The organism is Marinobacterium sp. MBR-109 (assembly GCF_040547565.1).
Classification (GTDB): domain Bacteria; phylum Pseudomonadota; class Gammaproteobacteria; order Pseudomonadales; family Balneatricaceae; genus Marinobacterium.
The window spans coordinates 203064-229604 of sequence record NZ_JBEPPZ010000004.1; the positions used below are offsets into that span (position 1 = coordinate 203064).

22 protein-coding genes and 3 tRNA genes are annotated in these 26541 nt (G+C 56.8%); 7 read left to right on the forward strand and 18 right to left on the reverse strand.

Translation table 11 applies throughout. From position 1 onward, the window contains the following. Nucleotides 1-30 precede the first annotated feature (30 nt). Together ABIE60_RS07535 and ABIE60_RS07540 are read left to right on the forward strand one after the other, a co-directional pair. Nucleotides 31-687: a TetR/AcrR family transcriptional regulator gene (locus ABIE60_RS07535; protein ID WP_354468827.1), complete on the forward strand. Its 657-nt coding sequence runs from the start codon at nucleotides 31-33 to the stop codon at nucleotides 685-687. Beyond that, a complete protein-coding gene (locus ABIE60_RS07540; protein WP_354468828.1) occupies nucleotides 674-1987 on the forward strand; it encodes a TolC family outer membrane protein in 1314 nt (437 codons plus the stop codon). The genes ABIE60_RS07535 and ABIE60_RS07540 overlap by 14 nt, the downstream gene beginning before the upstream one ends. A 97-nt stretch (nucleotides 1988-2084) precedes the next feature. Here ABIE60_RS07540 and ABIE60_RS07545 read toward each other — a convergent pair whose 3' ends face one another. The 5 genes from ABIE60_RS07545 to ABIE60_RS07565 form a co-directional block, all read right to left on the reverse strand. After that, complete coding sequence (locus tag ABIE60_RS07545) at nucleotides 2085-2876, reverse strand: hypothetical protein (protein ID WP_354468829.1); 792 nt, start codon at nucleotides 2874-2876, stop codon at nucleotides 2085-2087. A 35-nt stretch (nucleotides 2877-2911) separates the two neighbouring features. Then, the gene (locus ABIE60_RS07550) at nucleotides 2912-3559 is read right to left on the reverse strand and encodes a hypothetical protein (protein WP_354468830.1); all 648 of its coding nucleotides are present in this window, start codon (nucleotides 3557-3559) and stop codon (nucleotides 2912-2914) included. 24 nt (nucleotides 3560-3583) lie between these two features. Then, nucleotides 3584-4150, reverse strand: coding sequence for a dCTP deaminase (gene dcd, locus ABIE60_RS07555; RefSeq protein ID WP_354468831.1), 567 nt, complete (start codon nucleotides 4148-4150; stop codon nucleotides 3584-3586). A 115-nt stretch (nucleotides 4151-4265) separates the two neighbouring features. Further along, nucleotides 4266-5363 (reverse strand): iron-sulfur cluster carrier protein ApbC, encoded by a 1098-nt coding sequence (gene apbC / locus ABIE60_RS07560; protein ID WP_354468832.1) that lies wholly within the window; start codon nucleotides 5361-5363, stop codon nucleotides 4266-4268. Nucleotides 5364-5418: 55 nt separating this feature from the next. Beyond that, the gene (locus ABIE60_RS07565; protein ID WP_354468833.1) at nucleotides 5419-8898 is read right to left on the reverse strand and encodes an acyl-[ACP]--phospholipid O-acyltransferase; all 3480 of its coding nucleotides are present in this window, start codon (nucleotides 8896-8898) and stop codon (nucleotides 5419-5421) included. Between the two features lie 126 nt (nucleotides 8899-9024). Here ABIE60_RS07565 and ABIE60_RS07570 point away from each other — a divergent pair, with 126 nt between their 5' ends. Next, complete coding sequence (locus tag ABIE60_RS07570; RefSeq protein ID WP_354468834.1) at nucleotides 9025-10656, forward strand: BCCT family transporter; 1632 nt, start codon at nucleotides 9025-9027, stop codon at nucleotides 10654-10656. A 16-nt stretch (nucleotides 10657-10672) separates the two neighbouring features. On the opposite strand, the gene ABIE60_RS07575 is transcribed toward ABIE60_RS07570, so the two are convergent. Then, nucleotides 10673-11428: an EAL domain-containing protein gene (locus tag ABIE60_RS07575; protein WP_354468835.1), complete on the reverse strand. Its 756-nt coding sequence runs from the start codon at nucleotides 11426-11428 to the stop codon at nucleotides 10673-10675. 164 nt (nucleotides 11429-11592) lie between these two features. On the opposite strand from ABIE60_RS07575, the gene ABIE60_RS07580 reads away from it, so the two are divergent. Continuing rightward, nucleotides 11593-12201, forward strand: a complete 609-nt coding sequence (locus tag ABIE60_RS07580) for a peptidylprolyl isomerase (protein ID WP_354468836.1) — start codon at nucleotides 11593-11595, stop codon at nucleotides 12199-12201. A gap of 53 nt (nucleotides 12202-12254) precedes the next feature. On the opposite strand, the gene paaE is transcribed toward ABIE60_RS07580, so the two are convergent. The 5 genes from paaE to paaA are packed head-to-tail and all read right to left on the reverse strand — an operon-like array spanning nucleotide 12255 to nucleotide 15939. Continuing rightward, nucleotides 12255-13352, reverse strand: coding sequence for a 1,2-phenylacetyl-CoA epoxidase subunit PaaE (gene paaE / locus ABIE60_RS07585; protein ID WP_354468837.1), 1098 nt, complete (start codon nucleotides 13350-13352; stop codon nucleotides 12255-12257). A gap of 8 nt (nucleotides 13353-13360) precedes the next feature. Further along, nucleotides 13361-13900: a 1,2-phenylacetyl-CoA epoxidase subunit PaaD gene (paaD, locus tag ABIE60_RS07590; RefSeq protein WP_354468838.1), complete on the reverse strand. Its 540-nt coding sequence runs from the start codon at nucleotides 13898-13900 to the stop codon at nucleotides 13361-13363. Nucleotides 13901-13906: 6 nt separating this feature from the next. After that, a complete protein-coding gene (paaC, locus tag ABIE60_RS07595; RefSeq protein ID WP_354468839.1) occupies nucleotides 13907-14671 on the reverse strand; it encodes a 1,2-phenylacetyl-CoA epoxidase subunit PaaC in 765 nt (254 codons plus the stop codon). 19 nt (nucleotides 14672-14690) lie between these two features. Next, a complete protein-coding gene (gene paaB, locus ABIE60_RS07600; protein WP_354468840.1) occupies nucleotides 14691-14984 on the reverse strand; it encodes a 1,2-phenylacetyl-CoA epoxidase subunit PaaB in 294 nt (97 codons plus the stop codon). A 13-nt stretch (nucleotides 14985-14997) separates the two neighbouring features. Then, nucleotides 14998-15939 (reverse strand): 1,2-phenylacetyl-CoA epoxidase subunit PaaA, encoded by a 942-nt coding sequence (gene paaA / locus ABIE60_RS07605; protein ID WP_354468841.1) that lies wholly within the window; start codon nucleotides 15937-15939, stop codon nucleotides 14998-15000. Nucleotides 15940-16375: 436 nt separating this feature from the next. Between paaA and ABIE60_RS07610 the strand changes: the two genes are divergently transcribed. After that, nucleotides 16376-19075, forward strand: coding sequence for a cation-transporting P-type ATPase (locus tag ABIE60_RS07610; protein WP_354468842.1), 2700 nt, complete (start codon nucleotides 16376-16378; stop codon nucleotides 19073-19075). A gap of 8 nt (nucleotides 19076-19083) precedes the next feature. On the opposite strand, the gene ABIE60_RS07615 is transcribed toward ABIE60_RS07610, so the two are convergent. Next, nucleotides 19084-19833 (reverse strand): metallophosphoesterase, encoded by a 750-nt coding sequence (locus tag ABIE60_RS07615; RefSeq protein WP_354468843.1) that lies wholly within the window; start codon nucleotides 19831-19833, stop codon nucleotides 19084-19086. 183 nt (nucleotides 19834-20016) lie between these two features. Between ABIE60_RS07615 and ABIE60_RS07620 the strand changes: the two genes are divergently transcribed. Both ABIE60_RS07620 and ABIE60_RS07625 read left to right on the forward strand, forming a co-directional pair. Next, entirely contained in the window at nucleotides 20017-21882 is a 1866-nt protein-coding gene (locus ABIE60_RS07620) for a thiamine pyrophosphate-dependent enzyme (protein ID WP_354468844.1), read from the forward strand. Next, nucleotides 21879-22466, forward strand: a complete 588-nt coding sequence (locus tag ABIE60_RS07625; protein WP_354468845.1) for an indolepyruvate oxidoreductase subunit beta — start codon at nucleotides 21879-21881, stop codon at nucleotides 22464-22466. Before ABIE60_RS07620 ends, ABIE60_RS07625 begins: the two co-directional genes overlap by 4 nt. A gap of 14 nt (nucleotides 22467-22480) precedes the next feature. Here ABIE60_RS07625 and ABIE60_RS07630 read toward each other — a convergent pair. The 6 genes from ABIE60_RS07630 to ABIE60_RS07655 all read right to left on the reverse strand — a co-directional run bounded on the left by ABIE60_RS07630 (nucleotide 22481) and on the right by ABIE60_RS07655 (nucleotide 26532). Continuing rightward, nucleotides 22481-22556 (reverse strand) — tRNA-Ala (locus tag ABIE60_RS07630). A 27-nt stretch (nucleotides 22557-22583) separates the two neighbouring features. Next, nucleotides 22584-22659, reverse strand: a tRNA-Glu gene (locus ABIE60_RS07635). Nucleotides 22660-22676: 17 nt separating this feature from the next. After that, a tRNA-Ala gene (locus tag ABIE60_RS07640) sits at nucleotides 22677-22752 on the reverse strand. Nucleotides 22753-22840: 88 nt separating this feature from the next. Next, nucleotides 22841-24325: a glutamate--tRNA ligase gene (gene gltX, locus ABIE60_RS07645; RefSeq protein WP_354468846.1), complete on the reverse strand. Its 1485-nt coding sequence runs from the start codon at nucleotides 24323-24325 to the stop codon at nucleotides 22841-22843. 81 nt (nucleotides 24326-24406) lie between these two features. Beyond that, nucleotides 24407-24778, reverse strand: coding sequence for a diacylglycerol kinase (locus ABIE60_RS07650; protein WP_354468847.1), 372 nt, complete (start codon nucleotides 24776-24778; stop codon nucleotides 24407-24409). After that, nucleotides 24775-26532 carry a phosphoethanolamine transferase gene (locus ABIE60_RS07655; RefSeq protein ID WP_354468848.1) on the reverse strand — a complete coding sequence of 586 codons (1758 nt, stop codon included), beginning with the start codon at nucleotides 26530-26532 and terminating at the stop codon, nucleotides 24775-24777. Before ABIE60_RS07655 ends, ABIE60_RS07650 begins: the two co-directional genes overlap by 4 nt. Nucleotides 26533-26541: the final 9 nt, after the last annotated feature.

Here is a 26541-nt window from a genome sequence, read left to right on the forward strand (position 1 = left end):
GCGTCTTTCTGGAATGATCGGTTCAATTTAATGGCACGAGGCAGACCCCCTGTTCACAGCCGCGAGGCCCTGCTGGATCTTGGCAACTATCTGTTCCAGCGCCACGGCTACCACGGCACCAGCCTGAGCATGATTCTGAATGCCTGTGACGTTTCGCGCGGCTCCTTCTACAATTACTTCGGCGGCAAGGAGTCGTTTGCCATTGAAGTGATTGAACACTACCAGGCACTTGAAATGGATCTGTGGCGCGAGGAGTTCAGCCGCATCCAGGGTTCCCATGCCGACAAGCTGCGAACCATGATGCTGCGCCTGATCGAGGATTTCTCCGATGAAAGCGAGCGTATCGGCTGCCTGCTGGCCAACCTTTCAGGTGAAATGGCGCTGGCTTCACCGGCATTTCGCCACGCCATCCGCAATGCCATTCAACGTGTCATTGATGCCATCCGTGACGATATGCTGACCTGTCAACAGGAGGGCAGTGTCCGCACCGACCTGTCAGCCAGCGCGCTGGCACACCTGATCTGGGACTATTGGCAGGGTGCGCTGTTGCGTATGAAAGTTGAAGACACGCGCAAGCCGCTTTATGACGCAGTTGATATGCTATGGCAGCAGATTCTGCCCTACCCGGAACACAACGACCGGCCCGAACATCACTCAAGGGAAGTATTGCACAGTGAAACGCATTAAACGGAAACTCATCCCGCTGCTGGCCCTTGCCAGCTTCAGCAGTACACCTGTCAGCGCAGCGGCCCTGGCCGACCTGTACCGCATGGCACTGGACAACGACCCGCAGCTCAAGGCTGCAGAAGCACGCTACCTGGCCGGACAGGAAGCGGGCACCCAGGGGCTGGCGCAACTGCTGCCACAGATCAACGCCGGTGGCAGCTATACACACAGCAATGATGGCTTTCGTGACCAGAGCGCGGATGACAGCGCCTGGCAGGTATCACTGGTACAGCCGGTATTCGACACCGCCAAGTGGTTCGGCTACCGGAAAAGCCAGCTGATCAGCGAGCAGACGGCACTTCAGTTCGATCTTGACCAGCAGCAGCTGATCCAGCGCACGGTTGACGCCTATCTTGGCGTCCTGCGCGCCATGAGCACACTGGATACCGCTCAGGCTCAGGAACGCGCGCTGCAGCGCCGACTTGAGCAGGTCAATGCCCAGTTTGAGGTGGGCGTGATTGCGATCACCGATGTACAGGAAGCACAGGCCTCATTTGATAACGCCGTTGTACAGAGAATCGATGCCGAAGGTGCCCTGACCAACAGCTACGAAGCGCTGGAACGACTTGCAGGACAGCGTTTTACCGCTGTCGACCTGCTGCGCGAGGATTATCCGATCGAGCCGATCACACCGGCCGATCCCGCGCCATGGCTCGATAAGGCACGCGGCGGCAACCTGGCGCTCAAGCTGAGCGAGCTGGGCATCGAAACCAGTCGCCGCGACAGTCAGATTGCACGCGCCGGCCATCACCCCCGCGTCAACCTTGAAGCCAACTATGGCTACAGTGAATCCGAATTCAACAACCGCCCCTGGGATGATAACAGCTCGGTAGCTCTGACTCTGAGTATGCCCCTGTTCAGTGGCGGCGCCACAAGCTCTCAGGTGCGCGAGGCGCAGCAGAATCTTTACGCGGCGCAGTATGAGCGTGAAGACAGGTATCGCGCAGTGACCGAGCAGACCCGCTCCCTGCTGCGCGACCTGCAAACCAGCGTCCAGAGCGTTAAAGCCCGGATGCAGAGCATCAAATCACGCGAGACAGCACTGCGTGCCACCGAAGAAGGCTTCAACGTGGGTACCCGCAACGTGGTCGACGTACTGCAGGCAGAGCAGGCGCTGTATCAGGCCCGCCTTGACTACGCTACCGCACGCCTGAACCATGTTTCGACCCTGTTTCGCTTCAAGCAACAGCTCGGAACCCTGAACCCTGATGATCTGTTGGCACTGGATGAGTGGCTGCAGTCATCGGCCACGGCCCAATAAAACTGGATCCTGAATACGCAAAAAGCCGGCTGCTGCCGGCTTTTTGCTGTGCTTTTGATCCCTTGAAACCGAATCCCCGAAACGTTGCCGCCGCCCCTCAATGCAACGTGGGCGCATCCTCATCCGACTCGGGCAAAATCAGCTGGCCGGCACTGTCCAGCGGCAAGGCACCCTGCTCCTGAGCCAGCTCCAACAGTTGCTGCAGCAGCATTTCAGTCAGGTGGGCACTGATAACCAGCCCGGCAGGCGGATCACCTTCAAACATGTCTTCATCTACCAGTTCGTCGGCACGAAGCCCCAACAGTAGCGGGTTTTCCTGAATCAGCGGTGCCAGATCATCCGGTGCAAACACCACATAATCCGAAGACACCTGCAGCGCCAGTTGATAGGCATCATGAGGTGCTTCACCCAACTGCCTGAGATAGGCCTTCTCGGCCGCATTAAACAGCACAGACAGCTGACTGTTCTGGCGCTGACTCAGATCAGGTGGGGCCACATCACTGTAGTCAACACTCTTCACTTCAGGAATGTTGTCCAGCTCCCAGGCATCGACCAGAATGCGGTCATCACTGTCAATCTGGAGCCATTCACGATTGACGGCAACTGCCAGCAGCCCTTCAAGGGCGGCGGCACAGATGTTACTGGTCACAATCACACCTACGCTGGGATTCTCGATCTCGGCAGGATCTTCCACCAGCTCACCGGCACGAGCCGACAGCAGTTTAGGATCTTCAGCGATCAACTCTGCCAGCGCCAGCGGTGAAAGGTTCAACATCTGCTGACACACCCGGTGTGCCGTAATGTAGGGCTCACGCTGACCGCTTTCCTGCATGGTGCGCACATAACGCTGCCGCACCCTGTCCATAAGATCTGCCAGCCGACGACTCATGTCGTGCCTCCGCCCATCTGCAGGATAAGCCCTGCTCAGTGAATGGTAATACCCACAGGTTTGACGTCATCCTTCAACTTGTCAAACTGCTCACGCAGCTGAAGCAAGGGGATCAGACCGAAGTCCAGCGGCTCTGCCGGCAGCTCACACCAGTCCAGCGCCCAGATCCGGGTCATCAGCTCATACTCGCCGATCAGGGCATCCATGAAAATCATCACCGCCTCAACCCGCGGATCCATCTCCAGTATTTTGGGGGAGTCCTGCAGATAGATGGCCAGGTGCAGTTTGCCCTCGATCACGCGCAGTGAACACCAGAACTCTTCAATATCACAGTACTCTTCGCCCAGGTTGACGCAGGACGGCACTGGGTCATAGCGGTGATTGAAGGCACGAAAGTTGATGCCACTGAGCTCAGGCGCAGCACCTACCACGCTGAGTACAGCATGGATCGACTCAGGATAGCCGTCACAGCCGAAGATCATCTCAACCGGCCCCTCTTCATGCTCACGCTCAAAGTGGAAGGTCAGATTGCGGTCGATCTTCTGCAGCGAGACACGGTAGGTATCGAGCAGGCTGTCGGCATCAAACTGCATATCCTGCTGACTGTCCAGCAGCTGATCGAGCGTCTGCTCAATCTGCTGCCAGAAAGCGCGGATCTGATTCAAATCAGGATTGGAATTCATGTACACCAATGATGTTAAAGCGTGTCAGGTTCGCGGTACGACAACACCAGTCTGTCCCTGGTATTTGCCACTGCGATCTTTATAGGAAGTCTCACAGACCTCATCCGCGCCCAGAAACAGCATCTGGGCTACGCCTTCGTTGGCATAGATACGGGCCGGCAGTGGCGTCGTGTTGGAAAATTCGAGGGTCACATGCCCTTCCCATTCGGGTTCCAGCGGTGTCACGTTAACGATGATACCGCAGCGGGCATAGGTACTTTTGCCCAGGCAGATCGTCAGCACGTCTCGCGGAATGCGAAAATATTCGACCGTCCGCGCCAGCGCAAAGGAATTGGGGGGAATGATGCAGACATCAGACTGCACATCAACAAAGCTGCCCTCATCAAAGTTTTTCGGATCAACGATGGAGGAGTTGATGTTGGTAAAAATCTTGAATTCATCCGCACAGCGAACATCATAGCCATAGCTCGAAGTCCCGTAGGAAACGATCGGCTGGTCATTGGCACGACGTACCTGACCGGCCTCGAACGGCTCAATCATGCGGTGTTTGTCCGCCATCTGGCGAATCCAGCGATCCGACTTTATACCCATAGCTGTCTTGTTCACCTGAATGTGTGTTACGCAAATCAACGCACCATTCTATACGTTTTGGGCAAAAAAAACCGCCCCGGCGTAACACTGGGGCGGAAAATCTCATCTCGCTGTACTAGTCACTGTTGACCTGAATAGTGGGGATGGAGTTCCCGGGGGCCGCCACTTTTTTTGCCAAACGCGCACCCATGCGCCGAGCGATCTCCCGGTAGCGCAGAGCGTGGCCGCTTTCGGGGTCGGCTGCGACTGTCGGCCTGCCGGCATCGGTCTGCTCACGAATCGCCAGAGCAAGCGGCAGCTGCCCCAGCAGCTCCGTATCATACTGTTGCGCGATGCGTTCCCCACCACCGGCACCGAACAGCGCTTCTTCATGGCCGCACTGACTGCAGATATGCACGCTCATGTTTTCGACAATTCCGAGTACCGGAATATCCACCTTGCGGAACATCTCGATCCCCTTGCGGGCATCCAGCAGAGCAATATCCTGTGGCGTAGTGACAATGACCGCCGCGCTGACCGGTACCCGCTGCGCCAGCGTCAGCTGGATATCGCCGGTGCCGGGCGGCATGTCGATCAACAGGTAGTCCAGATCCTGCCACAGCGTCTGATTCAGCAGCTGCTGCATGGCACCGCTCACCATCGGGCCACGCCATACCATCGGCGTATTTTCATCCACCAGATAGCTCATCGACATGGACTGGATCCCGTAGCCGACAATGGGGCGGAAGTACTTCTCCTCTGCGGTTTCCGGCCGCTGCCCTTCCGGGATACCCAGCATCATTCCCTGGCTGGGGCCATAGATATCCGCATCCAGAATACCCACTCGAGCACCTTCTGCCGCCAGCGCCAGTGCCAGGTTCACGGTGGTGGTAGACTTGCCGACGCCCCCCTTGCCTGAAGCGATGGCGATAATATTGCGTACCCCCTCAAGGCTCGGCAGTTTTTTGGGACTGGGGTGCGCCTGAACCTGTTGGTGGATATGGATTTCAACCGCATGCCCCACCAGCCTCTGATTGATTAATGCGCTCAGATCATCACGCAACCGCTGGTGCTGGCTGGCACAGGCAAAACCCAGCTCCAGCTCAACACTGATACGATTACTGTCGATTTCAATCGAGCCGATACGGGCCACTTCCGCCAGAGCCAACCCGGTGTCGGGATCAACCCAGGTTTCAATGGCTGCACGTATCTGCTCGGCACTTGCTGCTGTCATGGAAAACTCCTTGGACGGCCTGAACCCAGATAATAACCAACTACAATAGTCGGAATTATGCCTCAGAAGGGCGGTCCTGTTCCAGTGCAAGCTGACGCAGCGCGGCAAGATCCATCTTGCCACTGCCCAGCAGCGGGACTTGATCCACTGTATAGACCCTTGCCGGCCGGCACAGCGGCGCAATTGATGATTTCCGCAGACGCGACTGAATCGCCTCGGAATCAGCCCCCTCCACCAGCAGTACAATTTTCTCGCCCTTGCGCGCATCCGGCACAGCAACCGCCGCCAACACCAGCTCCGGCTGATCCAGTTCTGACTGCACGGCTCGCTCTACCGAGCTGAGCGAGATCATCTCGCCCCCTATCTTGGCAAAGCGTGAATAGCGATCAATGATGGTAAGGAAGCCATCTTCATCCAGATACCCCTTGTCACCGGTCTTGTACCAGCGCAAACCATCCGCCTCAATGATCACCTCGGCAGTACGATCAGGCTCGTTGAGGTATCCCTTCATGATCTGGCTGCCTCCCAGCAGGATCATTCCGCTATCACCCACCGGCAACGGCTCCAGCGAAGCCGGGTCCACGATTCTGAACATGGAGCCGGGCAGCGCCATGCCGACGGTCCCTTCTCGCTGGCCCCGCTGCAGGTGCCACCATTGGGTATCGAGGTAATCCGGCAGATTCACGCTGGCCACCGGCGTGGTTTCGGTACAGCCATAGCCCTCCAGTACCGGAACGCGAAAGCGCGCCTCGAAGCCGGATTTTATCTGAGGCGAGAGCTTCTCGGCTCCGGCGACGACGACCCGTAACGAACTGAACATCAGTGGATGCAGCTTCTGGTTGCGGACATAAATGCCAAGGAAGGTGTTGGTGCCGCACAGAATGGTGGCACGATAGCGTGCTGCCGCCTTGCCGATATTGACCGCATCAGTCGGATCCGGTTGGCAGACCAGCGGGATCCCCTCCACCAGCGGCATCATGCAGGTAACGGTGAGGCCAAAGGCATGGAACAGGGGTAGCGTTGCCAGCACACAGTCATCCTCCTGAACGTTCAACACGGCCGCGATCTGTTTAAGGTTTGCCATCATGTTGCGGTGGCTCAACATCACTCCCTTGGGTGTACCCTCACTGCCTGATGAGAACATGATTGCAGCGGTTTCATCCAGCTTCGACTCTCCCCCGTAACGCCAGTGCAATGCCCACACCGGCAGCACAACCGCCTGCAACAGCGTCAGCAGCGACTCGGTCTTGCCAATCCGAGCCTTTACATCCTCCAGGATGATCACGTCCATCTGTTCCAGCAACCGCTTGAAACTCAGACCACGCTGCTCCAGCCTGCGCAGGAACTGTGACGAAGTTACCAGGGTGCGCACACCCGCCCGTTCGGCACAGTCCAGCAATACCTGCTCGGGTGATGTGTAGTTCAGATTCACCAGCGTCTTGCCCGACATCAACAGGGCCATATTGGCAATAGCCCCCCCCGCGGCAGTCGGCAGCAGCAGACCAACATTCTGTTCATCAATTTTCCTGAGCCGGCGGCTGAACAGGATACAGGCCGTCAGTAACCGTCGATGGTTCAGCACCGGTCCGTTCAGATCGGTCAGCGCCCATTCCGAAGGAGCCGCCCTGGCGGTACGAATAAAGGCGCGCGGCAGCGTTTCAAGGCTACCGGTGTACTCATTCCAGGCATGAATCGACAGCTGGGCAACCGTCTGCTTGACGGTTTCAGCACGTGTATCAAGCGGCATCGGTTTACCGAACGCCACGATCACATCACGTTTGAGCCCACGGTTGTCAAACCCCTGCAGCCGCTCACTGGAACGGGAGAAGCGACTGCCCCAGAGCCCTCGAAGATAAAAGGGGATAATACGAGCATCGGGTAAGGGACCGTCTCCGTTTTCCCGTGCGACCCGCTCAAAACCTCGCTTGAACTCGCCCAGCTGACCGCTGTAACTGATGGCACCCTCCGGGAACAGGCATACAACCCGGCCAGCGGCCAGCAGCTCGCGCACTTGACGCATGGCACTGCGCGGCCCCCGCGAGGAGATGGGAATGACACGATACAGATCCAGAAACCAGCGCAGGTACCAGCGCTCATAGATGGAGCGTTCCATAACGAAGTGGATATGACGCGGGCAGGCCATCTGCAGCATGGCCCAGTCCAGCCAGCTGATATGATTACCAAGCAACAGAGTCCCCTCGCCGCTCACCGGCAGGTGCTCAAACCCGAGCACCTTCAGGTTGTACCGCCGCCGAATCAGGCTTGTCGCCATCAGGCGCACAAGTGCCTGTGGCAACAGAATCACTGCATAAATGGCACCACCTGCCGCCACCAGTGCCAGCAGCCACAGTACCCAGCTTGAGGGCACCGATAACAGCGCGCTGGTCACTGTCAGCAGCAGGAAACTGAGCATGGAAACGTTCTGAACAAAGTTATTGCCGGCCAGCACCCGTCCCAGACGCGATTCTTCGGCATTAAACTGAATCATGGCGTTGAGCGGGATAATCATCATCGCGCCGCAGGTACCGATCAGCAGAAAGGCCAGCGCGCAGAGGGCAATACTGTTCAGCTGCGGCAACAGCAGCAGCCCTAACGCCACACCACAGGCACCCAGCGGAATTAGGCCGGCATTGATATAGTGTCGCGACAGGCGGCCCGCGATGACAGAGCCAATCATGATGCCGACCCCGGCCAGCGCCATCGCCCCCTGAATGATGAAGGTGTTGTTCTGGTCCAGGTGCTCTTTGGCATAGGCCGGAAACACAGCCAGCATCACCTGACTGATTGACCAGAACATGGCAAGGCCAAATATGGACAGCAGGATGGTGCGCACACTCGCAAGCTCAGCCAGGTTGCGCCACAGGCTGCGCCCACTGAGGTAATCCTGCACACTGAAATGCTGTTGCGGGTCGGTTCGGCTCAGGGCCGGCAGACGCAAGGTCAGCAGCAGCTGCAGGGCGGCACCGCCGACCAGAATCCAGCCAAGAGATGCCACATTGGGCAGAATCTCGTTCGGGCTGTGCAACAGCTGTCCGGCCAGCATCCATTCGAACAGCGCTGAAAACACCACAATACCGCTCAGAATCGCTACGATGGTGGCGGCCTGAATCCAACCGTTACCTTCGCTCAAACGCTCAACACCGAGCAGCTCCCGAATAAAACCGTATTTTGCCGGTGAATAAATCGCACTCTGTACGGCAAGAACAAAGGTCAGGGCAAAAGCGGGAAGGAACAGACCGGCATAGTAACAGGCCGTTATTGCCAGCGTGATCAGCAGGGCCGCCGCCGCCGACAGCTGCATGACGCGGTGTTTGGGATACTTGTCGGAAACAAAGCCTGCAGGGGTAAACAGCAGAATAAAAGGCAGAAGAATCAGGCCATTAACGATGGCCGTCAGCAGAATCTGGGTTTCACCATCATAACTTTTGAACAGGGTATTCTGGATGGTGACCTTGTGTCCCAGGTCGACAAACGCATTGATGAACGCCACCAGAACGAACGCCGGAAACCCCCGTATCTTCAGCAATTCCGTCATTCCAACACCCTCTCCCCCACCCTCAGCGAACCGAGAGCCCGTGACTCTATTTTCCCGGCACGGTTGTAATCAGTGCCTCAACCCTTACCATTTCAGGATCTTACCCGATAAAAGGAGGATAGTGCATTGTATAATCAGGCACAGACAGGCCCGTTCAAGGGGATGAACGCAGGGATGAGCATCATTGCCATCCTGATGGTTCTGGCGACCGTGGTAGCCGGCGTTTTCTTTACCGATGAAAGTGCTGCCGCGATCGGTCAGCTGCGCAGCTGGCTCAACCCCTTTCTTGAATGGTATTACGTCCTGCTGGTTGCCTTTCTTCTGTTTTTCATGATCTGGCTCGGCACTGGGCGCTACAAGAATGTGCGTCTGGGCAACGATGCCGAGGTGCCTGAATTTACCTTCTTCTCCTGGGTCAGCATGCTGTTTGCAGCCGGTACCGGTGTCGGGATTCTGTTCTGGTCGGTGGCACAGCCAATACTTCAGTTTCAGGACAACCCCTTCGTTGAGTTTGGCAGCGCTGATGCAGATGCGGCCATCATCGCCATGCGGCTCTCGTTTTTTCACTGGGGCATCAACGGCTGGGCCATCTTTTCCTTTGTCGGGCTCACCATGGCCTATTTTGCTTTCCGTCATGATCAGCCCTTGACCGTACGTTCAGCCTTGCGCCCATTGCTGGGCAACCGAGTCCATGGTGCTCTGGGTGACCTGATCGATTTGCTGGCCGTGTTCGGTACCGTATTCGGCATCGCCACGACACTGGGCCTGGGTGTGCAACAGATGAACTCGGGGCTGCACCGCGTGTTTGGTATCATCAACTCCACCGAGCTGCAGCTCACCGTGATCGCCGGCATCATGATGATCGCGACCGCCTCGGTAGTGTCCGGCGTTTCTCGTGGCGTGCGCCTGTTGTCGGAAATGAACTTCTGGCTCAGCATCGCGGCAGTGCTATTCATGCTGATTCTCGGCCCCACTCAGTATTTGATTGGTGTCACCATCGAGGCCACAGGCGATTACATCCAGAACCTGCTGCGCCTGAGCTTTCATACCAACGCTACCCACGACAGCCGCTGGCAATCGGAGTGGACAGTGTTTTTCTGGGGCTGGTGGCTGGCATGGAGCCCTTTCGTGGGCATGTTTATCGCGCGCATTTCGCGCGGACGCACCTTCCGCGAGTTTGTCACCGGTGTACTGCTGGTTCCCACCGGAATCACCATTATCTGGATCGGCCTGTTTGGCGGCACCGCGCTGTACCAGGAGTTGTTTCAAGGCGGCGGAGTCATCGAGGCCGTGTACAACGACATCTCCTCGGCCCTGTTTGTCATGATCGAGGGCATGTCACTGGGTATCATGACCCCGGTAGTGTCTACCCTGCTGATTGTGCTGATCGGGACCTATCTCATCACCTCTGCCAACGCAGGCACGCTGGTGATCACGACCATCCTGTCCGGGGGTGATACCGACCCACCCTCCGGGCACCGTATCGTTTGGGGCATTTTTCTCGCGCTTTTGACTGCCGTACTACTGCTGGCCGGCGGTCTGGAAACCCTGCAGGCGGCCGTCATCGCCGCTGCGTTGCCGTTTTCACTGGTGGTGATGGCCATGGCAACCGGTTTGTTGCGTGCCCTGCGTGAAGAGCGCTATGCAGCCCGCACCGGTGAGCGCAAGCTGGCACCGGCAGAGCCCTGGGTGGTTGCGGAAGATGTGATCGAAGAGCCCGCGACGGAACGCAGAGCACAGGATTCGGCCGGTCTATGACCGGCCTTGTGCCTGATCAATTCGGCAGCTTGCCAAAATCTACGCTGGGCAGACACTCAAAGCCCGGTTTGGCGAAGTAATAGCCCTGCATCAGGGTCACGCCGCGCTGGAGGAAATATTCCATCTCGGCGGCAGTTTCAACGCCTTCAGCCAGAATGCGGATATCGAGCTGGTTACAGATATCGATCAACCCGCCCACGATGATCTGCTTCACCCGGTGGCTATCGATGTCACGCACCAGCTCCATATCGAGTTTCAGAGTATGCGGGATAAAGCTGGCCAGAAGGTTGAGCCCGGCATGACCGGCTCCAAAGTCATCCAGTGCCGTTATAAACCCTTGCTGGCGGTAATACTCGAAGATCCGGGTCAGGTGATTGGCATCATGCACTCGCTCCGACTCGGTAATCTCGAACATGATCCGATCAATGGGAAAGCCATGCTCACGCGCAGCTTTCAAGGTACTGCGAATACAGTGGGCGGGCTCGTACACGGCATTGGGCAGGAAGTTGATGCTCAACACCTGCTCCATACCCAGCTTCGCAGCCAGGGCTATCGCCTTGACTCGGCAAGCCTGATCGAAGGCGTAGCGGTTTTCATCAGTGACACGCGACAGCACCGAAAAGGCTCCCGCGCCATCGACGCCTCTCACCAGTGCCTCGTAGCCGTACACTTCTCCCCTTGAGAGATCGACCAGAGGCTGAAAGGCAAAGGTAAAATCAAAATCCAGCGGCGCCTGGCATCCGGCGCAACCGGGAAGCGTCTGTGGGGGCATGGTGTATCCTTGTATCAAGTGCTTTCAATGAAGGCGTTAAGCACACTCTAGTAGAACAGGAGTGTAGTGTCAGGCCGACACAAAGGGAACTGGCCGATCAATCAGGGACCAAAGACCGCCTTGCACGTTATAATTCGAGATCAATTCTACTGGAGATGACCTGGATGTTGAAAACACTGCTGCTTGGCCTGGCATTACTGCCGGCTGCGTTCGTGCCCGCTCAGGCGCAGGAAACCGCTCCACGGGTGTTGCTGACAACGACCCTGGGGGAAATTGAGCTGCAACTCGATGCTGACAAGGCCCCTGTCACCACTGCCAATTTCCTGCAGTATGTGGACAAGGGCCACTACGATGGCTTGATCTTTCACCGCGTGATCCCGGGTTTCATGATCCAGGGCGGCGGTTTCACGGCCGAGATGGAGCAGGTTGAAACCGGTGCGCCGATCAAAAACGAGTCCAGCAACGGCCTGAGCAATCTGCGCGGCAGCATCGCCATGGCCCGCACCCGGGATCCGGACAGCGCCACGGCGCAGTTCTTCATCAATACAGCGGATAACATCCGGCTTGATGGCCGCTATGGTCCGGCCGGTTATACTGTATTCGGCAAAGTGGTCAACGGCATGGACACCATCGACAGCATCAGTGCGGTGAAAACCGGCCGCCAGGGCATGCACGGGGATGTACCGCTGACACCCGTGGTGATCGAAAGTGCCGTGCGCATGGTCGAACCAACGTCCGACAACACGTCCGACAACCCATCGAACGAAGAGTAGAAACGCAAACGCCCCGCACTGGGCGGGGCGTTCTGGTATAAACCGACGCGGTATCAGCGCTGATCGAAATCCAGCACGACTTCGTCGGTGATCGGATGCGCCTGACAGCTGAGCACGTAACCGGCTTCGATTTCGTGCTGCTCCAGTCCGTGAGAGATATCCATCTCCACTTCACCCTTGGTCAGTTTGCATTTGCAGGTGGAGCACACACCGGCCTTGCAGGAGTAAGGCAGGTCCATACCCGCATCCATGCCCGCATCCAGAATGTTCTGACCCACGGTAGCCAGATCAAACATCACGGAGCGACCATCGGCGACCACGGTCACCTTGCTCATCTTGTCTTCGCCGTACTGCGCTACGCGCGCCTGTGCCTTCTCCAGCATCTCCTTGGAGTCTGCAGACGAGGTGGCAAAGAGTTCGTAGTGAATCTGACTGTCGCTCAAACCTTCCATACGGAAGCCACGAGAGACTTCGGTCATCATCGCCTCAGGACCACAGATGAAAGCTTCATCAGTACTCTTGATATCGATCAGGCCGCTCTTCTGCAGTGCATAGCCTTTCTTGTTGTCGATGCGACCGTTGAGCAGATCCGCGCCCTGATCTTCATAGTCCATGATATTGATCCACTGGAAGCGATCCATATAACGGTTCTTGATGAAGTTCAGCTCGTCCTTGAACATCACGGTATTGCTGCGCTGGTTGCCGTAGATCAGAGTGACCCTGCTGTTCGGCTCGGTAGAGAGCACGGACTTCATGATCGAGATCATCGGCGTGATGCCGGAGCCTGCCGCAATGCACATGTAGTTCTTGGCGTTTTCCGGGTTCAGCTCAGTGTAGAAGCTGCCCTGCGGCGGCATGACTTCAACTTCAACACCCGGCTTGAAATGGTCGTTGGCGTAGTTGGAGAACCGGCCATCCTGTACACGCTTGATGCCGACACGCATGTGGCCATCGTTCACGCCGGAACAGATGGAGTAGGAACGACGTACATCTTCGCCATCAATCATGGCGCGCAGGGTCAGGAACTGGCCCTGGATAAACTTGAACTTCTGCTTCAGTTCTTCGGGTACTTCGAAGGTCACGCAGATCGCCGAGTCCGTTTCCGGCTGGACTTCGGCCACTTTCAGCGTGTAGAAATTGGTGTCAGACATCGCTTCACCTATATCTTCTTAAAATAGTCAAAAGGCTCGTTGCAATCGTTGCACTGGAACAGCGCCTTGCAGGCGGTGGAGCCAAACTCGCTTATCCGACGGGTGTTGCGCGAGCCGCAGTGCGGACACTGGGCATGGGCATCCGGGGTCAGACCATCCGCATCGATATCGGCGTCCTCCGGCGGTGCTATGCCGTAGTTGCGCAATTTGCGGCGCCCTTCCGGCGACATCCACTCAGAGCTCCAGGCTGGCGACAGGGCCGTTTTGACTTCAACATCGTCATAGCCGTGTCGATTGAGCTGGGCCACTACGTCATCGGTGATGGTGTTCATCGCCGGACAGCCGGAGTACGTCGGAGTGATGGTGACCACAATACGGTCACCATCACGCTCCACGTCACGCAGAATCCCCAGATCCCAGATGCTCAGTACCGGGACTTCAGGATCCTTCACTTCATCGAGCAGGTTCCAGAGTTCCTTTACGTCCGGCGCGTTGCGTTGCTGCAGGCGACGATACTGCTCTTCCGGCATCAATGAGATTTCATTCATGGCGCTTTACCACTGGCATCCGGGGTGAGAGCGGTGCACGATCTGCATCTCGGTCAACATATGACCCAGATTCTCGGTGTGGTAACCGGTACGACCACCACGCACGGCCCAGGCGTCTTCCGGCACGGTCAGAGTGGCTTCGGTCAGAATGTCGCTGACCATCTTGTGCCACTGATCACGCAGCCTGGATACGTCGACACCAATACCGTTGTCAGCCAGCAGCTGCTCGGTTTCGTCCATGTCGAACATCTCGTGGGTATAACCCCAGAGCGCATCCACGGCCTTCTGCGTGCGCTTGTGACTTTCTTCAGTGCCATCACCCAGGCGCAGAACCCAGTCACGGCTGCGGCGCAGGTGATACTTGGTTTCCTTGATCGCCTTGGAGGCGATTGCCGCCAGGGTTTCGTCCTTCGACTTTTCCAGCTCCGGCAGTACCAGTGTGTAGTACACATCCGCGAACAGCTGACGTACCTGAGAGTAAGCAAAGTCACCCTTGGGCATTTCCATCAGCAGCAGATTGCGGTACTCACGATCACTGCGCATGTAGGCAAAGTCATCTTCACTGCGGCCATCGTTGGCCAGCTCAGCCGCATAGGTGTAGAACATGCGGGCACGGCCAATGTAATCCAGTGATACGTTGCCGTAAGCGATATCTTCTTCCAGGAACGGACCGTAGCTCACCCACTCGGAGATACGGTGGCCCAGAACCACGGAGTCATCACCCAAACGGGTGGCATACTCAAGCGTTGCCGCCTTGATTGCGTCACTCATTACTCTATCTCCTCACCGATTACATGTTGTTGACGGGATCGGGCAGCACGTAATAAGTCGCGTGACGGTAGGGCTTGTCATCATTCGGGTCGTAGAAGCAATCCGCATCATCTTCCTGAGATGAGCAGATGTCGCTGGACTTGACGACCCACAGGCTGACGCCTTCGCTGCGACGGGTGTAGCAGTCACGGGCGTATTCCAGCGCCTGTTCATGATCTTCAGCGTGCAGGCTGCCGACATGCTTGTGGTCCAGACCACGCTTGGAGCGTACGAAAACCTCAAACAGTTCCAGTTTTTCAGTTGGCTTTGTCATTTCCAGTTACCTCTTAAGCTGCACGCTGTGCTTTCTTGGCGCGTTTCTTTTCGTTGTATGCAGTAATGGCGTCACGAACCCACTCGCCTTCATCGTGGGCGGCAACATGGTGTTCGATACGCTGACGGTTGCAGTGGCCGTTACCGTTGATCACACTCCAGAACTCGTCCCAGTTCAGGTCGCTGCTGTCGTAGTGGCCACGTGCTTCGTTCCACTTGATGTTGGCGTCCGGGTGGTCAAGACCCAGCACTTCGATCTGCTTGACGGTCTGATCGACGAATTTCTGCCGCAGGTCATCGTTGGTCTCGCGCTTGATCTTCCACTCCATGGATTTCTGGGAGTGTGCAGACTCGGAGTCGTGCGGACCAAACATCATCAGGGCCGGCCAGTAGAAGCGGTTCAGAGCATCCTGAGCCATCGCTTTCTGCTCCGGGGAGCCCTTGGCCAGTGCCAGCATGGCTTCGTAGCCCTGGCGCTGATGGAAACTTTCTTCCTTACAGATACGGATCATGCCGCGTGAGTACGGGCCGTAAGAGGTGCGCTGCAGGGATACCTGGTTCACGATGGCAGCACCATCAACCAGCCAGCCGATCGCCGCTACGTCAGCCCATGTCAGGGTCGGGTAGTTGAAGATCGAGGAATACTTGGCCTTGCCGCTCTGCAGCTGTTCGATCATTTCAGAGCGGGAGATACCCAGGGTTTCAGCCGCGCTGTACAGATAAAGGCCGTGACCTGCCTCGTCCTGTACCTTGGACAACAGTACTGCCTTGCGACGCAGGGAAGGTGCGCGGGTGATCCAGTTGCCTTCCGGCTGCATGCCGATCACTTCAGAGTGAGCATGCTGAGAGATCTGACGGATCAGGTTCTTGCGATACTCAGCAGGCATCCAGTCCTTCGGTTCGATCTTCTCTTCCGCTTCGATCTTACGCATGAAATTCTTTTCTTCGGGCGTCATCGTTCTGCTCTCCGATCTTGGTTCATTCTGTCGCACTGTGTAACTTATTTTTCTAAGCCAGAGTGTTTTTTGTATCGCTCCGGCCGCTTTCAGCCTGTTTAGCTGTACCGCTGCAGGCACAGATACAACAGGATACGCTCACCAACATGCGATGGATTAAATGTACTATCAAATTTATTCAAATGATACACAAAAGCTAAACTTTTTTTGTATTAGTGTATCACTTGATGATTTGATACTGCGGACGCAGCTGTATGGATCAGTCTAGTCAATAAAAATGACAAGCGAGCCCAGACCTGCAAACCAATGCTGAAATTGATGCACGTCAGGTACCGTACTGATCGTTAGTGCTTCATGCTGCAGTTGCGGAACCTGCAGCCTGAGCGCGACTCACAGCAGAACAAGGCCGCCCAACCATAACCCAGGGAATCGACACATGAAACACAGAGAACAGTGGCATCATCATGCTGCAGAAGATGTTCTGCAGCAGATGGATACAGGCCCTGAAGGGCTGAGTCATGAGACAGCGCAGCAAAGACAACAGCAGTATGGGCGCAACAGGCTGCCTGAGCCGCCCCGCCCCCATCCGCTGCTTCGATTTGTCATGCAGTTCCACAATATTCTCATTTATGTGTTATTGGGGGCGGCGTTCATCACCGGCCTGTTGCAGCACTACATCGACACCGGCGTGATCCTGGCCGTGGTGCTGATCAATGCCATTATCGGTGTACTGCAGGAAGGTAAGGCTGAACGCGCGATGGATGCCATTCGGCAGATGCTCGCGCCCAGAGCGTCTGTCATGCGCAATGGCAAACGCACCACCCTGGCCGGTGAAGAGCTGGTGCCCGGCGACATCGTCATGCTGGAAGCCGGTGACAAGGTGCCTGCAGACCTGCGCTTGCTGAAAAGCCATGATCTGCAGATACAGGAAGCGATTCTGACCGGCGAATCAGTGGCGGTGGACAAGCAGACCGCTGCCGTTGCCGCTGACGCCGCACTCGGCGATCGCACCTGCCTCGCTTTCAGCGGCACCACGGTCACCAGCGGCCAGGGTGTCGGGGTTGTTGTGGCTACTGGCGAATCTACCGAGATTGGCCGCATAAGTGAGCTGCTGACCGGCGTAGAGACGCTCACCACCCCACTGGTTGCACAGATGAGCGAGTTCTCGCGCTGGTTGACCGCTTTTATCGTCAGCCTGGCCACGGTCATTCTCGGATTCGGCTACTTCGTACTGGAGCACGAGTTTGCACAGCTGTTCATGTCCGTGGTCGCCCTGTCGGTTTCGGCCATTCCCGAAGGGCTGCCCGCCGTTCTGACCATTACGCTTGCCGTTGGCGTTCAGGCCATGGCGAGGCGTAACGCCATCATTCGACGTCTGCCCGCGATTGAAACCATCGGCGCCGTATCCGTCATCTGTTCCGACAAGACCGGCACACTGACCCGCAATGAAATGAGCGTCACCCGCCTGATACTGGCCAACGAGCAGTTCAGTGTTACAGGTGAAGGCTATGCCCCTGAAGGCCCTCTGGAGGCATCATCAGGCAAGACAACAGCCGACAGTCAGACCGGACTGATTCAGGCCGCTCGCGCCGCCCTGCTGTGCAACGATGCCGAGCTGACTCGCAACAACAGCCATTGGCAAGCGGAAGGTGACCCGATGGAAGCCGCGCTGCTGGCTTTTGCAGCCAAGGCATTAAGCGATGGGCTTGATGCCCGTCGGCAATGGACGCGGACGGATGTCATACCCTTCGACTCACGCCACAAGTTCATGGCCAGCCTGCACCACAACCATGACAACGAGGCCTATATTTTCGTTAAAGGCGCCCCTGAGCAGGTACTGCAGATGTGCCAACAACAACTTCAGCTCGAGGGTGACACCGCACCGATCGCGGTCGAGTACTGGCTGCAACAGGCCGAAGCGCTGGCCGAGCAGGGTCAGCGTGTTCTGGCACTGGCCATGCGCCCTGTCAGTACAGATCATACCGTGCTGGAGCACAGTGATCTTGAACAGGCACTTGTTTTCCTGGGTCTTACAGGCCTGATTGATCCTCCACGCAACGAGGCCATTACCGCTGTACAGGAGTGCCATGACGCCGGGATCAATGTCAAAATGATTACCGGTGATCATGCCACCACCGCAGGGGCGATTGCCCGCCAGATCGGGCTCACCCACACCGACCGGGTTATTACGGGGCGTGATATTGACCAGATGGATGACGCGGCCCTGTCCGAAGCGGTACGTCAGTCGGATGTGTTTGCACGCACCAGCCCCGAGCACAAGCTGCGACTGGTTCAGGTACTGCAGACACAGGGCATGACGGTTGCCATGACCGGCGATGGCGTCAACGACGCGCCGGCACTCAAGCGCGCCGATGCCGGCATCGCCATGGGGCTGAACGGCAGCGCAGCCGCTCGCGAGGCATCCGAACTGGTGCTGGCGGATGACAACTTTGCTTCCATTGCCGCAGCCGTACGAGAGGGGCGTACCGTATACGACAACATCAAGAAGGTGATCAGCTGGACCCTGCCCACCAATGCCGGTGAAGCCGGGACCATTCTGCTGGCACTGGCGCTGGGTATGTCGCTGCCAATCACGCCGCTGCAGATTTTATGGGTCAATATGATCACCGCCGTTACCCTGGGAATCGCGCTGGCATTTGAGCCCACCGAGTCCAACACCATGAAACGACCGCCCCGCTCACGTCAGGAACCGCTCCTCAACGGGGCACTTGTCTGGCACATCATATTGGTAGGCACGCTCTTCCTGCTGGCTATTTTCGGGATCCATACCTATGCCATCAATCAGGGCTACTCCGAAGAGATGGCCCGTACACTGGCAATGAATACACTGGTCGTGATGAAAATATTCCACCTGTTTTTCATCCGCAACATCTACAGCACATCGCTGAACTGGCGCGCCGCACTGGGCACTCGCGCCGTATGGCTGGCCATCATTCTGGTCACGGCCGGACAGTTTGCCATCACCTATCTGCCTGTGCTGCAAATGGTGTTTGAAACTGAAGCAATCGCCCTTTTCGATGGTCTGTTGATTGTGGCTCTGGGGGTGATGCTGTTCATCTGTGTGGAAATCGAAAAGCAGCTGCGCATCCGTTTTTCCGCCAGCGGCCACTTCTAGACTCAGGCTCAGTGAGCTGTGATCATAAACAGCTCACTGAGTTCAATCGCCGTAATACGCGGGTTATGGGTACGGCTTTCGGGCTTAATCGGCTGCTCAAACAGTGCTGCCCCCGTATCAATATATATGCCGTTGCCCCGTCGCTCGACTCTTGGCACGACCACATGGCCGTGTACCGTCAGATCGATCCCCTCCACATGGTGCACAAACTCAGGCTGCTTGATGGGGCGCTCCCACAGCAAGGCTTCCTGCAACGCGGGCTCGAACGGTAGCCTCAGTGCCAGATCCTCCCATTCATCCAGCGGGAAGGTACTGTGTGAGATGCCAATTCTGCGCCCATCGCCTACCTCAAGCTCGATCACCCAGGGCATCTGGCCAGCCAGCACTTCAGCATGGCGACGCAGCTCAGGATGGCGGGCAAAGTAGTGCTCCGGCCCCGCTCCCAGCCAGGTTCTGCCGCCGTAACGCAGCCACGTTTCCACATCCACCGCCTCCGGCTGCTGAAGCCAATTGAACAGGATCTGCTCGTGATTACCCCGTACCGCAAAAAACCAGGGCTCTTGGGTCAACAGCAGACAACGCTCTGAATCCGGTCCCCGGTTGATCAAGTCACCCACTGAAAACAGCCGGTCATGTGCAGGGTCAAAACAGACCGCTTCCAGTTCGGCCATCAAGGGCTCGTACCAGCCATGAATATCACCCACCACAAAATCGCGCCCGTGCTGATTAGCTGTCACATGCTGGATCACATTCATCATATTCTCGCTCCCTGATGATCGACATCAGCGCCCTTCACCGCGCTACTATTGGCTAATGTGCCACATTCACGCTTTATTGATCCAGGTCCGTATACGCCCACAGCTGCCGCTCTACACTCGATACATGATTCATTTTCAAGCAAGACCCCGAACAAAAAATATCATCTTGTCATGGAGCGCCCGATGACCGCCGCCGAACAGGTACGTAATCCGCAGGCCATTTTCATTTCCGGCAACGAAGCGGTAGCGATGGCTGCCCGCGATGCCGATTGCCGTGTGGCGGCAGCCTACCCCGGCACACCATCCACCGAAATACTGGAATATCTGTCAGCCTATCCAACGGTCTACTCAGAGTGGTCGATCAACGAAAAGGTTTCACTTGAGGTCGCAATTGGTGCCTCTCTTGCCGGAAGCCGAGCCCTCTGTGCCATGAAGCATGTTGGACTCAACGTGGCATCCGATGCCTTGATGACCCAGACCCTGATCGGCGCAGTCGGCGGGCTGGTCATTGCAGTGGCGGATGATGTAGGGCTCTCTTCCTCACAGAATGAGCAGGACTCTCGCTACTGGGGTCGCTTCGCCCATATCCCGGTGCTCGAGCCCTGTGACGCGCAGGAAGCCTACAGCATGACCCGCTTTGCCTTTGCCCTGTCAGAGCGATTTTCAGTACCCGTGTTGCTGCGCCTGACCACCCGCATCTGTCATGTAAAGGGACTGGTCAGCACCGAGGCGCCCGAAACAGCGGTTGCACGGTGCTTTAATAAAGATAGCAGCCGCTACGTCATGGTGCCGGGCAACGCGCGCAACCGCATACCGTTGATGATGCAGCGTGACAATGCATTAGCGCAGTTTTCGGAAGGTTGTGAGCTGAACCGATTCGAGTCCGGCCGCGATCGACGGATTGGCTTTGTCACCTCGGGTGCCGCCTATTGCCATGTGCGTGAAACATTCCCGGAAGCCCCCGTTCTGAAGCTCGGGCTGAGCCACCCCGCTCCCATCGAAACAATCAGAGCGTTCGCCCAGGGGGTTGATCAAGTGATTGTGGCCGAAGAGGTCGAGCCACTGCTGGAAACCGAGTTGAAAGCAGCCGGCATCCGGCTCAGCGGCAAGGACATCCTGCCCCGAATCGGAGAGCTGACACCGTCAGTGCTGAGGCCTGCACTGGCCCCGCTCACCGGTGACACCTGCACCACTGCCCCTGCAACTCAAAACGATTTGTTTCCGCGCCCGCCAACCCTGTGTGTTGCCTGCCCTCACATGGGTATCTACTACTGTCTCGCGCACGTTAAAAACACCATTATCTCCGGCGACATCGGTTGCTACACGCTGGGGGCCGGCCAGCCGTGGAATGCACTGGATACCTGCATCAGCATGGGAGCTTCGCTAAGCGTTGCCCAGGGGATCGACAAGGGACGCAGTGAAGCGGATCAAAACAAGAATGTCATTGCGGTCATCGGCGACTCCACATTCCTGCATATGGGCATGCAGGGACTGCTGGACATCACCTACAACCGTGGCAACGTCACCATTCTGCTGCTGGACAACCGAGCGGTAGGCATGACCGGCGGACAGAACGCACCCTCTTCGGGCCTTGACCTTCACGGCCAACAAACCGTGCAGGTTGACTTCAGAAAGCTGTGCGAAGCCCTGGGGGTCAAACCCGAGCGGATCCATGAGGTCAATCCATACGAACTGCCCACACTGTTCAAGGCGTTGCGTGAAGAGGTCAAGCAAACCGGGCCATCGGTCATCATAACCAATCAGCCCTGCGTCCTTACCGAGCGCTACAGCCAGCAACCGGCGCTGTCCGTAGACGCCAACAGGTGCACCGGCTGCAGCAACTGTCTTGATGTGGGCTGCCCGGCCATTCTGGTTGAACGGCGTGAAACGGTGATCAAACCCAACGGTCGTGAAAAACAACTGGCCTTCGTGAAAATCGACAGCGCAGCCTGTACCGGCTGCAACCTCTGCATCAACACCTGCGGCCCGGATGCCATCATTCCGCTGAGCCGCGACAACCGAATCAATGCCGTGGAGGTAAGTGCATGAGCCATGTAACCAATATACTGGTGGCCGGGATTGGTGGGCAGGGCGTCATGACCGCGGCTGACATCATCGCTCAGGCTGCCATTCGCGCCGGCCATGATGTGAAAAAAACAGAGGTGGCAGGCATGGCACAGCGCGGCGGTGTCGTAACTTCACATGTGCGCTTTGGCGCTCGGGTATACTCCCCCTCCATCACACCCGGAAATGCCGATCTGCTGCTGGCGTTCGAGCCCGCCGAGGCACTGCGCTGGGCGGGGCATCTCCGCACAGGTGCAGCCGCACTGGTCAACACCTTTGCACAAACCCCACCGGTTGTATCTTTAGGGCTGTTTGAATATCCGGATGCACCACTGGAACAGCTGGCCCGGTATCCAATCAGCATCAGCAGCCTGAACGCCTGGGATATGGCTATTGGTATGGGAGATCGTCGACTGGTAAACAGCCTCATGCTCGGTGCCGCAGCCAGATATCTGCCTTTCGACAGCGGCTTGCTGAAACAGGCACTGCTGGACCGTTTTGCCAACAAGGGTGGAAAGATGCTGTCTCTTAATGAGCAGGCATTTGATGCCGGTTACAGAGAATCTTGAAATACATAAGAGGATGGTGGAGCCTAGCGGGATCGAACCGCTGACCTCGACACTGCCAGTGTCGCGCTCTCCCAGCTGAGCTAAGGCCCCACAGTCAGGCGAATGCCTGCAAAAGGATGGCGTCCCATAGGGGGTTCGAACCCCTGTTACCGCCGTGAAAGGGCGGTGTCCTAGGCCACTAGACGAATGGGACGCTGTGTATGACGATTTTGGTGGAGCCTAGCGGGATCGAACCGCTGACCTCAACACTGCCAGTGTTGCGCTCTCCCAGCTGAGCTAAGGCCCCTCGTCACAGGACGGGGCGTATATTAATGGTCCCACCCTGTGCTGTCAAACGTTTTCTTGCAGGAATCTTGACAATTTGCACAACTGAATCAGTCAGTTAGCGCCTTGTATTCCTTTTCCAGACGCTTGGTTTCCTTCTTGGACGGCATACCCACTACTTCAAGCGCGTGACGCAGGCGGGCACGACTCATGTCCGGCCCCAAAATGGACATCGCATCCACCACCGAAACACTCTGAGCAGTACCGGATATGGCCACGAACAGCGGAAACAGGAAATCACGAATCTTGATATCCATGCCATCAGCCAGTTTTTTCAGCTCGGCGAACAGACTGTCACGGTCCCAGTGTCCCTGCTGATCCATATGCCAAACACTGAACTGCAGAATGCGACGCACCTCTTCAAGCTCGATTTTCTTGTGCTCGAAATCCGCCTCAGTGATCGGCAGCATTCCGCTCAGGAAAAAACCGGCCAGCGGTGCAATATCGGTAAATTTTTCAACACGCGGTTGAATCAGCGGAATGATCTGCGCCAGATACTCGGGGTTCAACGCCCACTTCTGTACCTGTGCCGCAAACTGCTCAGGGCTCAGCTCTTCACGGATCCAGAGGCCATTGAGCCAGCTCAGTTTTTCCTGATCGAAAACCGGCCCGCCCAAAGATACACGCTGAATATCGAAGCTGGCGAACATCTCGTCACGGTTGAACTTCTCACGCTCATCCGGCATGGACCACCCCATGCGACCCAGATAGTTCAGCAGCGCTTCCGGCAGGTAGCCCATGCGCTGATAGTACAGAATACTGGTCGGGTTCTTGCGCTTGGAGAGCTTGGATTTGTCCGGGTTGCGCAGCAGCGGCATGTGGCACAACTGCGGCATATCCCAGCCAAAGTACTGGTACAGCAGTTTGTGTTTGGGCGCCGAGTTGATCCATTCTTCGCCACGGATCACGTGGGTGATCTGCATCAGATGATCATCAACCACGTTGGCCAGATGGTAGGTCGGCATGCCATCGGACTTGAGCAGGATCTGGGCGTCGACCTGCCCCCAATCCAGCTCAATGGGACCGCGCAGCATGTCGTCAATCACACAGACACCCTCTTCCGGCACCTTCATGCGCACCACATAAGGCATTCCCGCCGCCATGCGACGCTCAACCTCATCCTGCGGCAACTCAAGGTCACTCTGTTTCAGTGCAGTATGCTTGCCATCGGCACGACGGGTTTCGCGCAACTCGTCCAGCTCCTCTGCGGTACGGAAGCAGAGGAACGCCGTGCCTTCTTCCACCAGACGCATGGCAAAGTCCTTGTACATACCCTTGCGCTCGCTCTGGCGGTAAGGCCCATGAGGACCACCCACGTCAGGCCCTTCATCCCACTCAAGCCCCAGCCAGCGCAACGAATCCAGAATCGCCTGCTCCGACTCAGCCGTACTGCGGGTTTGGTCGGTATCCTCAATACGCAGAATGAACTGGCCGCCGTGCTGACGGGCAAAAGCGAGGTTGAACAGTGCAATATAGGCGGTGCCTACGTGGGGATCGCCAGTAGGTGACGGTGCTACACGGGTACGAACAGTCATGATGGTGACTCGATCCTGTAATGGGGTGAGTTAAACGCGGCATTATAACGCGCAAGAGAGGCAGGCTGCCATGCAGGAACGTCAGCTGAAATTGTCCCAGGCGATACCGCCCCAGACCACCGCCGTAATGAGTAGTGACAGTAACACCGCTGCCGACCCAAGATCCTTGGCAAGACCCGCCAGAGCATGGAACTCTGTACCGGCGCGGTCGACCACGGCTTCTATGGCGGTATTGATCAGCTCCATGATCAGCACAAACAGCAGCGTGCTGATCAAAAGCCCCAGCTGCAAGCCGGATTGAGCCAGCCAGAATGCCAGTGGCAACAGCAACGCTGCCGCCCACAGCTCGTACCGAAACGCCGGCTCACTGCGGTAGGCGGCTCGCAACCCCTTGATTGAATAACGTGTGGCGTAATAGAACCTTGCCAGACCGGTGGCTTTGGTCACGATCATTCGCTTGTTCTCCCTGCATTAATACGACGGTCGAACATCTGACGGTACTGCGCACCCATTTGGCGGTAGGGAATCACACTCTCCCCATCAGCCAGACGCACATTACTGCGCTCAAAATCCACCTCCCAGATACGACGATCCGGGAATACCAACGCTGCCCGCGGGTCATTATGCAGGGTTTTCATGAACGCCGTGACAATTCGCATGCGATCTTCGGGGATATCGCCCAAAAGGCTCAAGCCATCAATAGGGGTCACCGGTTCCACTTGCATCAGTTCCAACAGGGTAGCGAATATGTCTGCCTGTGACAGCGGGGAATCCACCTTGTCAGCAATCGCTTCATAGTGCGATACAGGCGGAAATACCAGAAAGCTGTTGTGTGTCACCTCATCCTGAAAATCACCATGAAACGCACCACCCTTCCCGGTTACATGTTCCCCATGATCGGAGGAATAGAATATCCAGCTGTTCGGATTCTCGGCTCTTACTGCCTGTAGCAGTTCATTTAGAACAAGATCCGTGTACCACACCGTGTTGTCATAGGCGTTAATACTGTTCGGGTTTTCTTCCGGCAGGAACTGCTTCATATCGGCCGGCACCTGACGCGAGAACGGGGTGTGACTGCCGCTCATCTGTACCACCAGCATGAAGGGGCGATCACCTCCTGACTGACGTCCAAGCCAGGGCTTAATTCCTTTTTCCAGCACTGTTCGATCATCAGCTCCGATCGAGACGCTGACATCAGGGCTGAAGTGACTGCCCTGTTCGAAGTGATCCATATCCTGGTCAACAAACAGTTTGTCGGTATTGCGCCACTGGAAGTCCTGCGCCGTGATCAGCGCCGTACTGTAACCCGCACTTTTGGCATAGTTGAACAGGGTCGGTACAGAGTAGATCACCCCGTGCGGATCCACACCCTGCAGTCCGGTCAGCATGTAGGGTACAGAGGTCAGTGTACGTGGACCAATACTCACCGCGTTGCGCATTGCGACCAGCTTCTGTTCACGCTCCAGCCGAGTCAGGTTGGGTGTTGTATCCCGCTCGTAGCCATAAACCCCCATATGATCCACATTCAGTGACTCACCGATCACAAACACCAGTGAAGGCACACCTTCTGGCGCCTGCTCACGGTAATTCAGCACAGGTTTTGGCGGGTAGTCATCGCGGTTGTAATTAAACTCGACTGCACTGATAAGGTTGCCGGCATAAGCCACCGGTGCAAGCTGAAAATGAGGTGCGCCATACCAATTCAGGGTAACCAGCAAAAAAAACGCAACACCCAGTCCACCCTTGCTCCAGCGCAACCAGCGACGAGGAGAAGCCGGCTGGCACATGATCAGGTATAACACCATACAGGCGAGCCCTGCAGCCAGAACAGGACGCAGAAAGGTACCGTGCTCCAGCCACAACTCAACGGTCATAAGGGGATCAGTGGCGAAAAAACGGAAGTCAAATACCGTCACAAACTTGCGGTATACACCGAAGTAGGCACTTTGCGCGAAATAGGCAATGGCCACACCGGCCAACAAGGCAACTGCAGTGCGGCGGTGCAGGTTCCAATAGCCACGGATATTGAACAGCAGCGCCCAAAGCACAAAAGCGCTGATACCGAAATTGACCCAGAAACGCTTGCCTTGATAGTTCTCCAGCGTCCACGCCAGGTCTCGCACCAACAGCAGATCGAGCAGCAAAAGAAAAACGATCGCTACAGGCAACCCCAGCAGGGGCCCGGATAAGGTTTTAAATACAGACAAGGTCTAATC

Coding starts and splice junctions, on each gene's coding strand:
- ABIE60_RS07535 (WP_354468827.1), top strand. CDS start 31: ATGGCACGAGGCAGACCCCCTGTTCACAGCCGCGAGGCCCTGCTGGAT.
- ABIE60_RS07545 (WP_354468829.1), bottom strand. CDS start 2,876: ATGAGTCGTCGGCTGGCAGATCTTATGGACAGGGTGCGGCAGCGTTAT.
- ABIE60_RS07550 (WP_354468830.1), bottom strand. CDS start 3,559: ATGAATTCCAATCCTGATTTGAATCAGATCCGCGCTTTCTGGCAGCAG.
- dcd (WP_354468831.1), bottom strand. CDS start 4,150: ATGGGTATAAAGTCGGATCGCTGGATTCGCCAGATGGCGGACAAACAC.
- apbC (WP_354468832.1), bottom strand. CDS start 5,363: ATGACAGCAGCAAGTGCCGAGCAGATACGTGCAGCCATTGAAACCTGG.
- ABIE60_RS07565 (WP_354468833.1), bottom strand. CDS start 8,898: ATGACGGAATTGCTGAAGATACGGGGGTTTCCGGCGTTCGTTCTGGTG.
- ABIE60_RS07575 (WP_354468835.1), bottom strand. CDS start 11,428: ATGCCCCCACAGACGCTTCCCGGTTGCGCCGGATGCCAGGCGCCGCTG.
- ABIE60_RS07580 (WP_354468836.1), top strand. CDS start 11,593: ATGTTGAAAACACTGCTGCTTGGCCTGGCATTACTGCCGGCTGCGTTC.
- paaE (WP_354468837.1), bottom strand. CDS start 13,352: ATGTCTGACACCAATTTCTACACGCTGAAAGTGGCCGAAGTCCAGCCG.
- paaD (WP_354468838.1), bottom strand. CDS start 13,900: ATGAATGAAATCTCATTGATGCCGGAAGAGCAGTATCGTCGCCTGCAG.
- paaC (WP_354468839.1), bottom strand. CDS start 14,671: ATGAGTGACGCAATCAAGGCGGCAACGCTTGAGTATGCCACCCGTTTG.
- paaB (WP_354468840.1), bottom strand. CDS start 14,984: ATGACAAAGCCAACTGAAAAACTGGAACTGTTTGAGGTTTTCGTACGC.
- paaA (WP_354468841.1), bottom strand. CDS start 15,939: ATGACGCCCGAAGAAAAGAATTTCATGCGTAAGATCGAAGCGGAAGAG.
- ABIE60_RS07610 (WP_354468842.1), top strand. CDS start 16,376: ATGAAACACAGAGAACAGTGGCATCATCATGCTGCAGAAGATGTTCTG.
- ABIE60_RS07615 (WP_354468843.1), bottom strand. CDS start 19,833: ATGATGAATGTGATCCAGCATGTGACAGCTAATCAGCACGGGCGCGAT.
- ABIE60_RS07620 (WP_354468844.1), top strand. CDS start 20,017: ATGACCGCCGCCGAACAGGTACGTAATCCGCAGGCCATTTTCATTTCC.
- ABIE60_RS07625 (WP_354468845.1), top strand. CDS start 21,879: ATGAGCCATGTAACCAATATACTGGTGGCCGGGATTGGTGGGCAGGGC.
- gltX (WP_354468846.1), bottom strand. CDS start 24,325: ATGACTGTTCGTACCCGTGTAGCACCGTCACCTACTGGCGATCCCCAC.
- ABIE60_RS07650 (WP_354468847.1), bottom strand. CDS start 24,778: ATGATCGTGACCAAAGCCACCGGTCTGGCAAGGTTCTATTACGCCACA.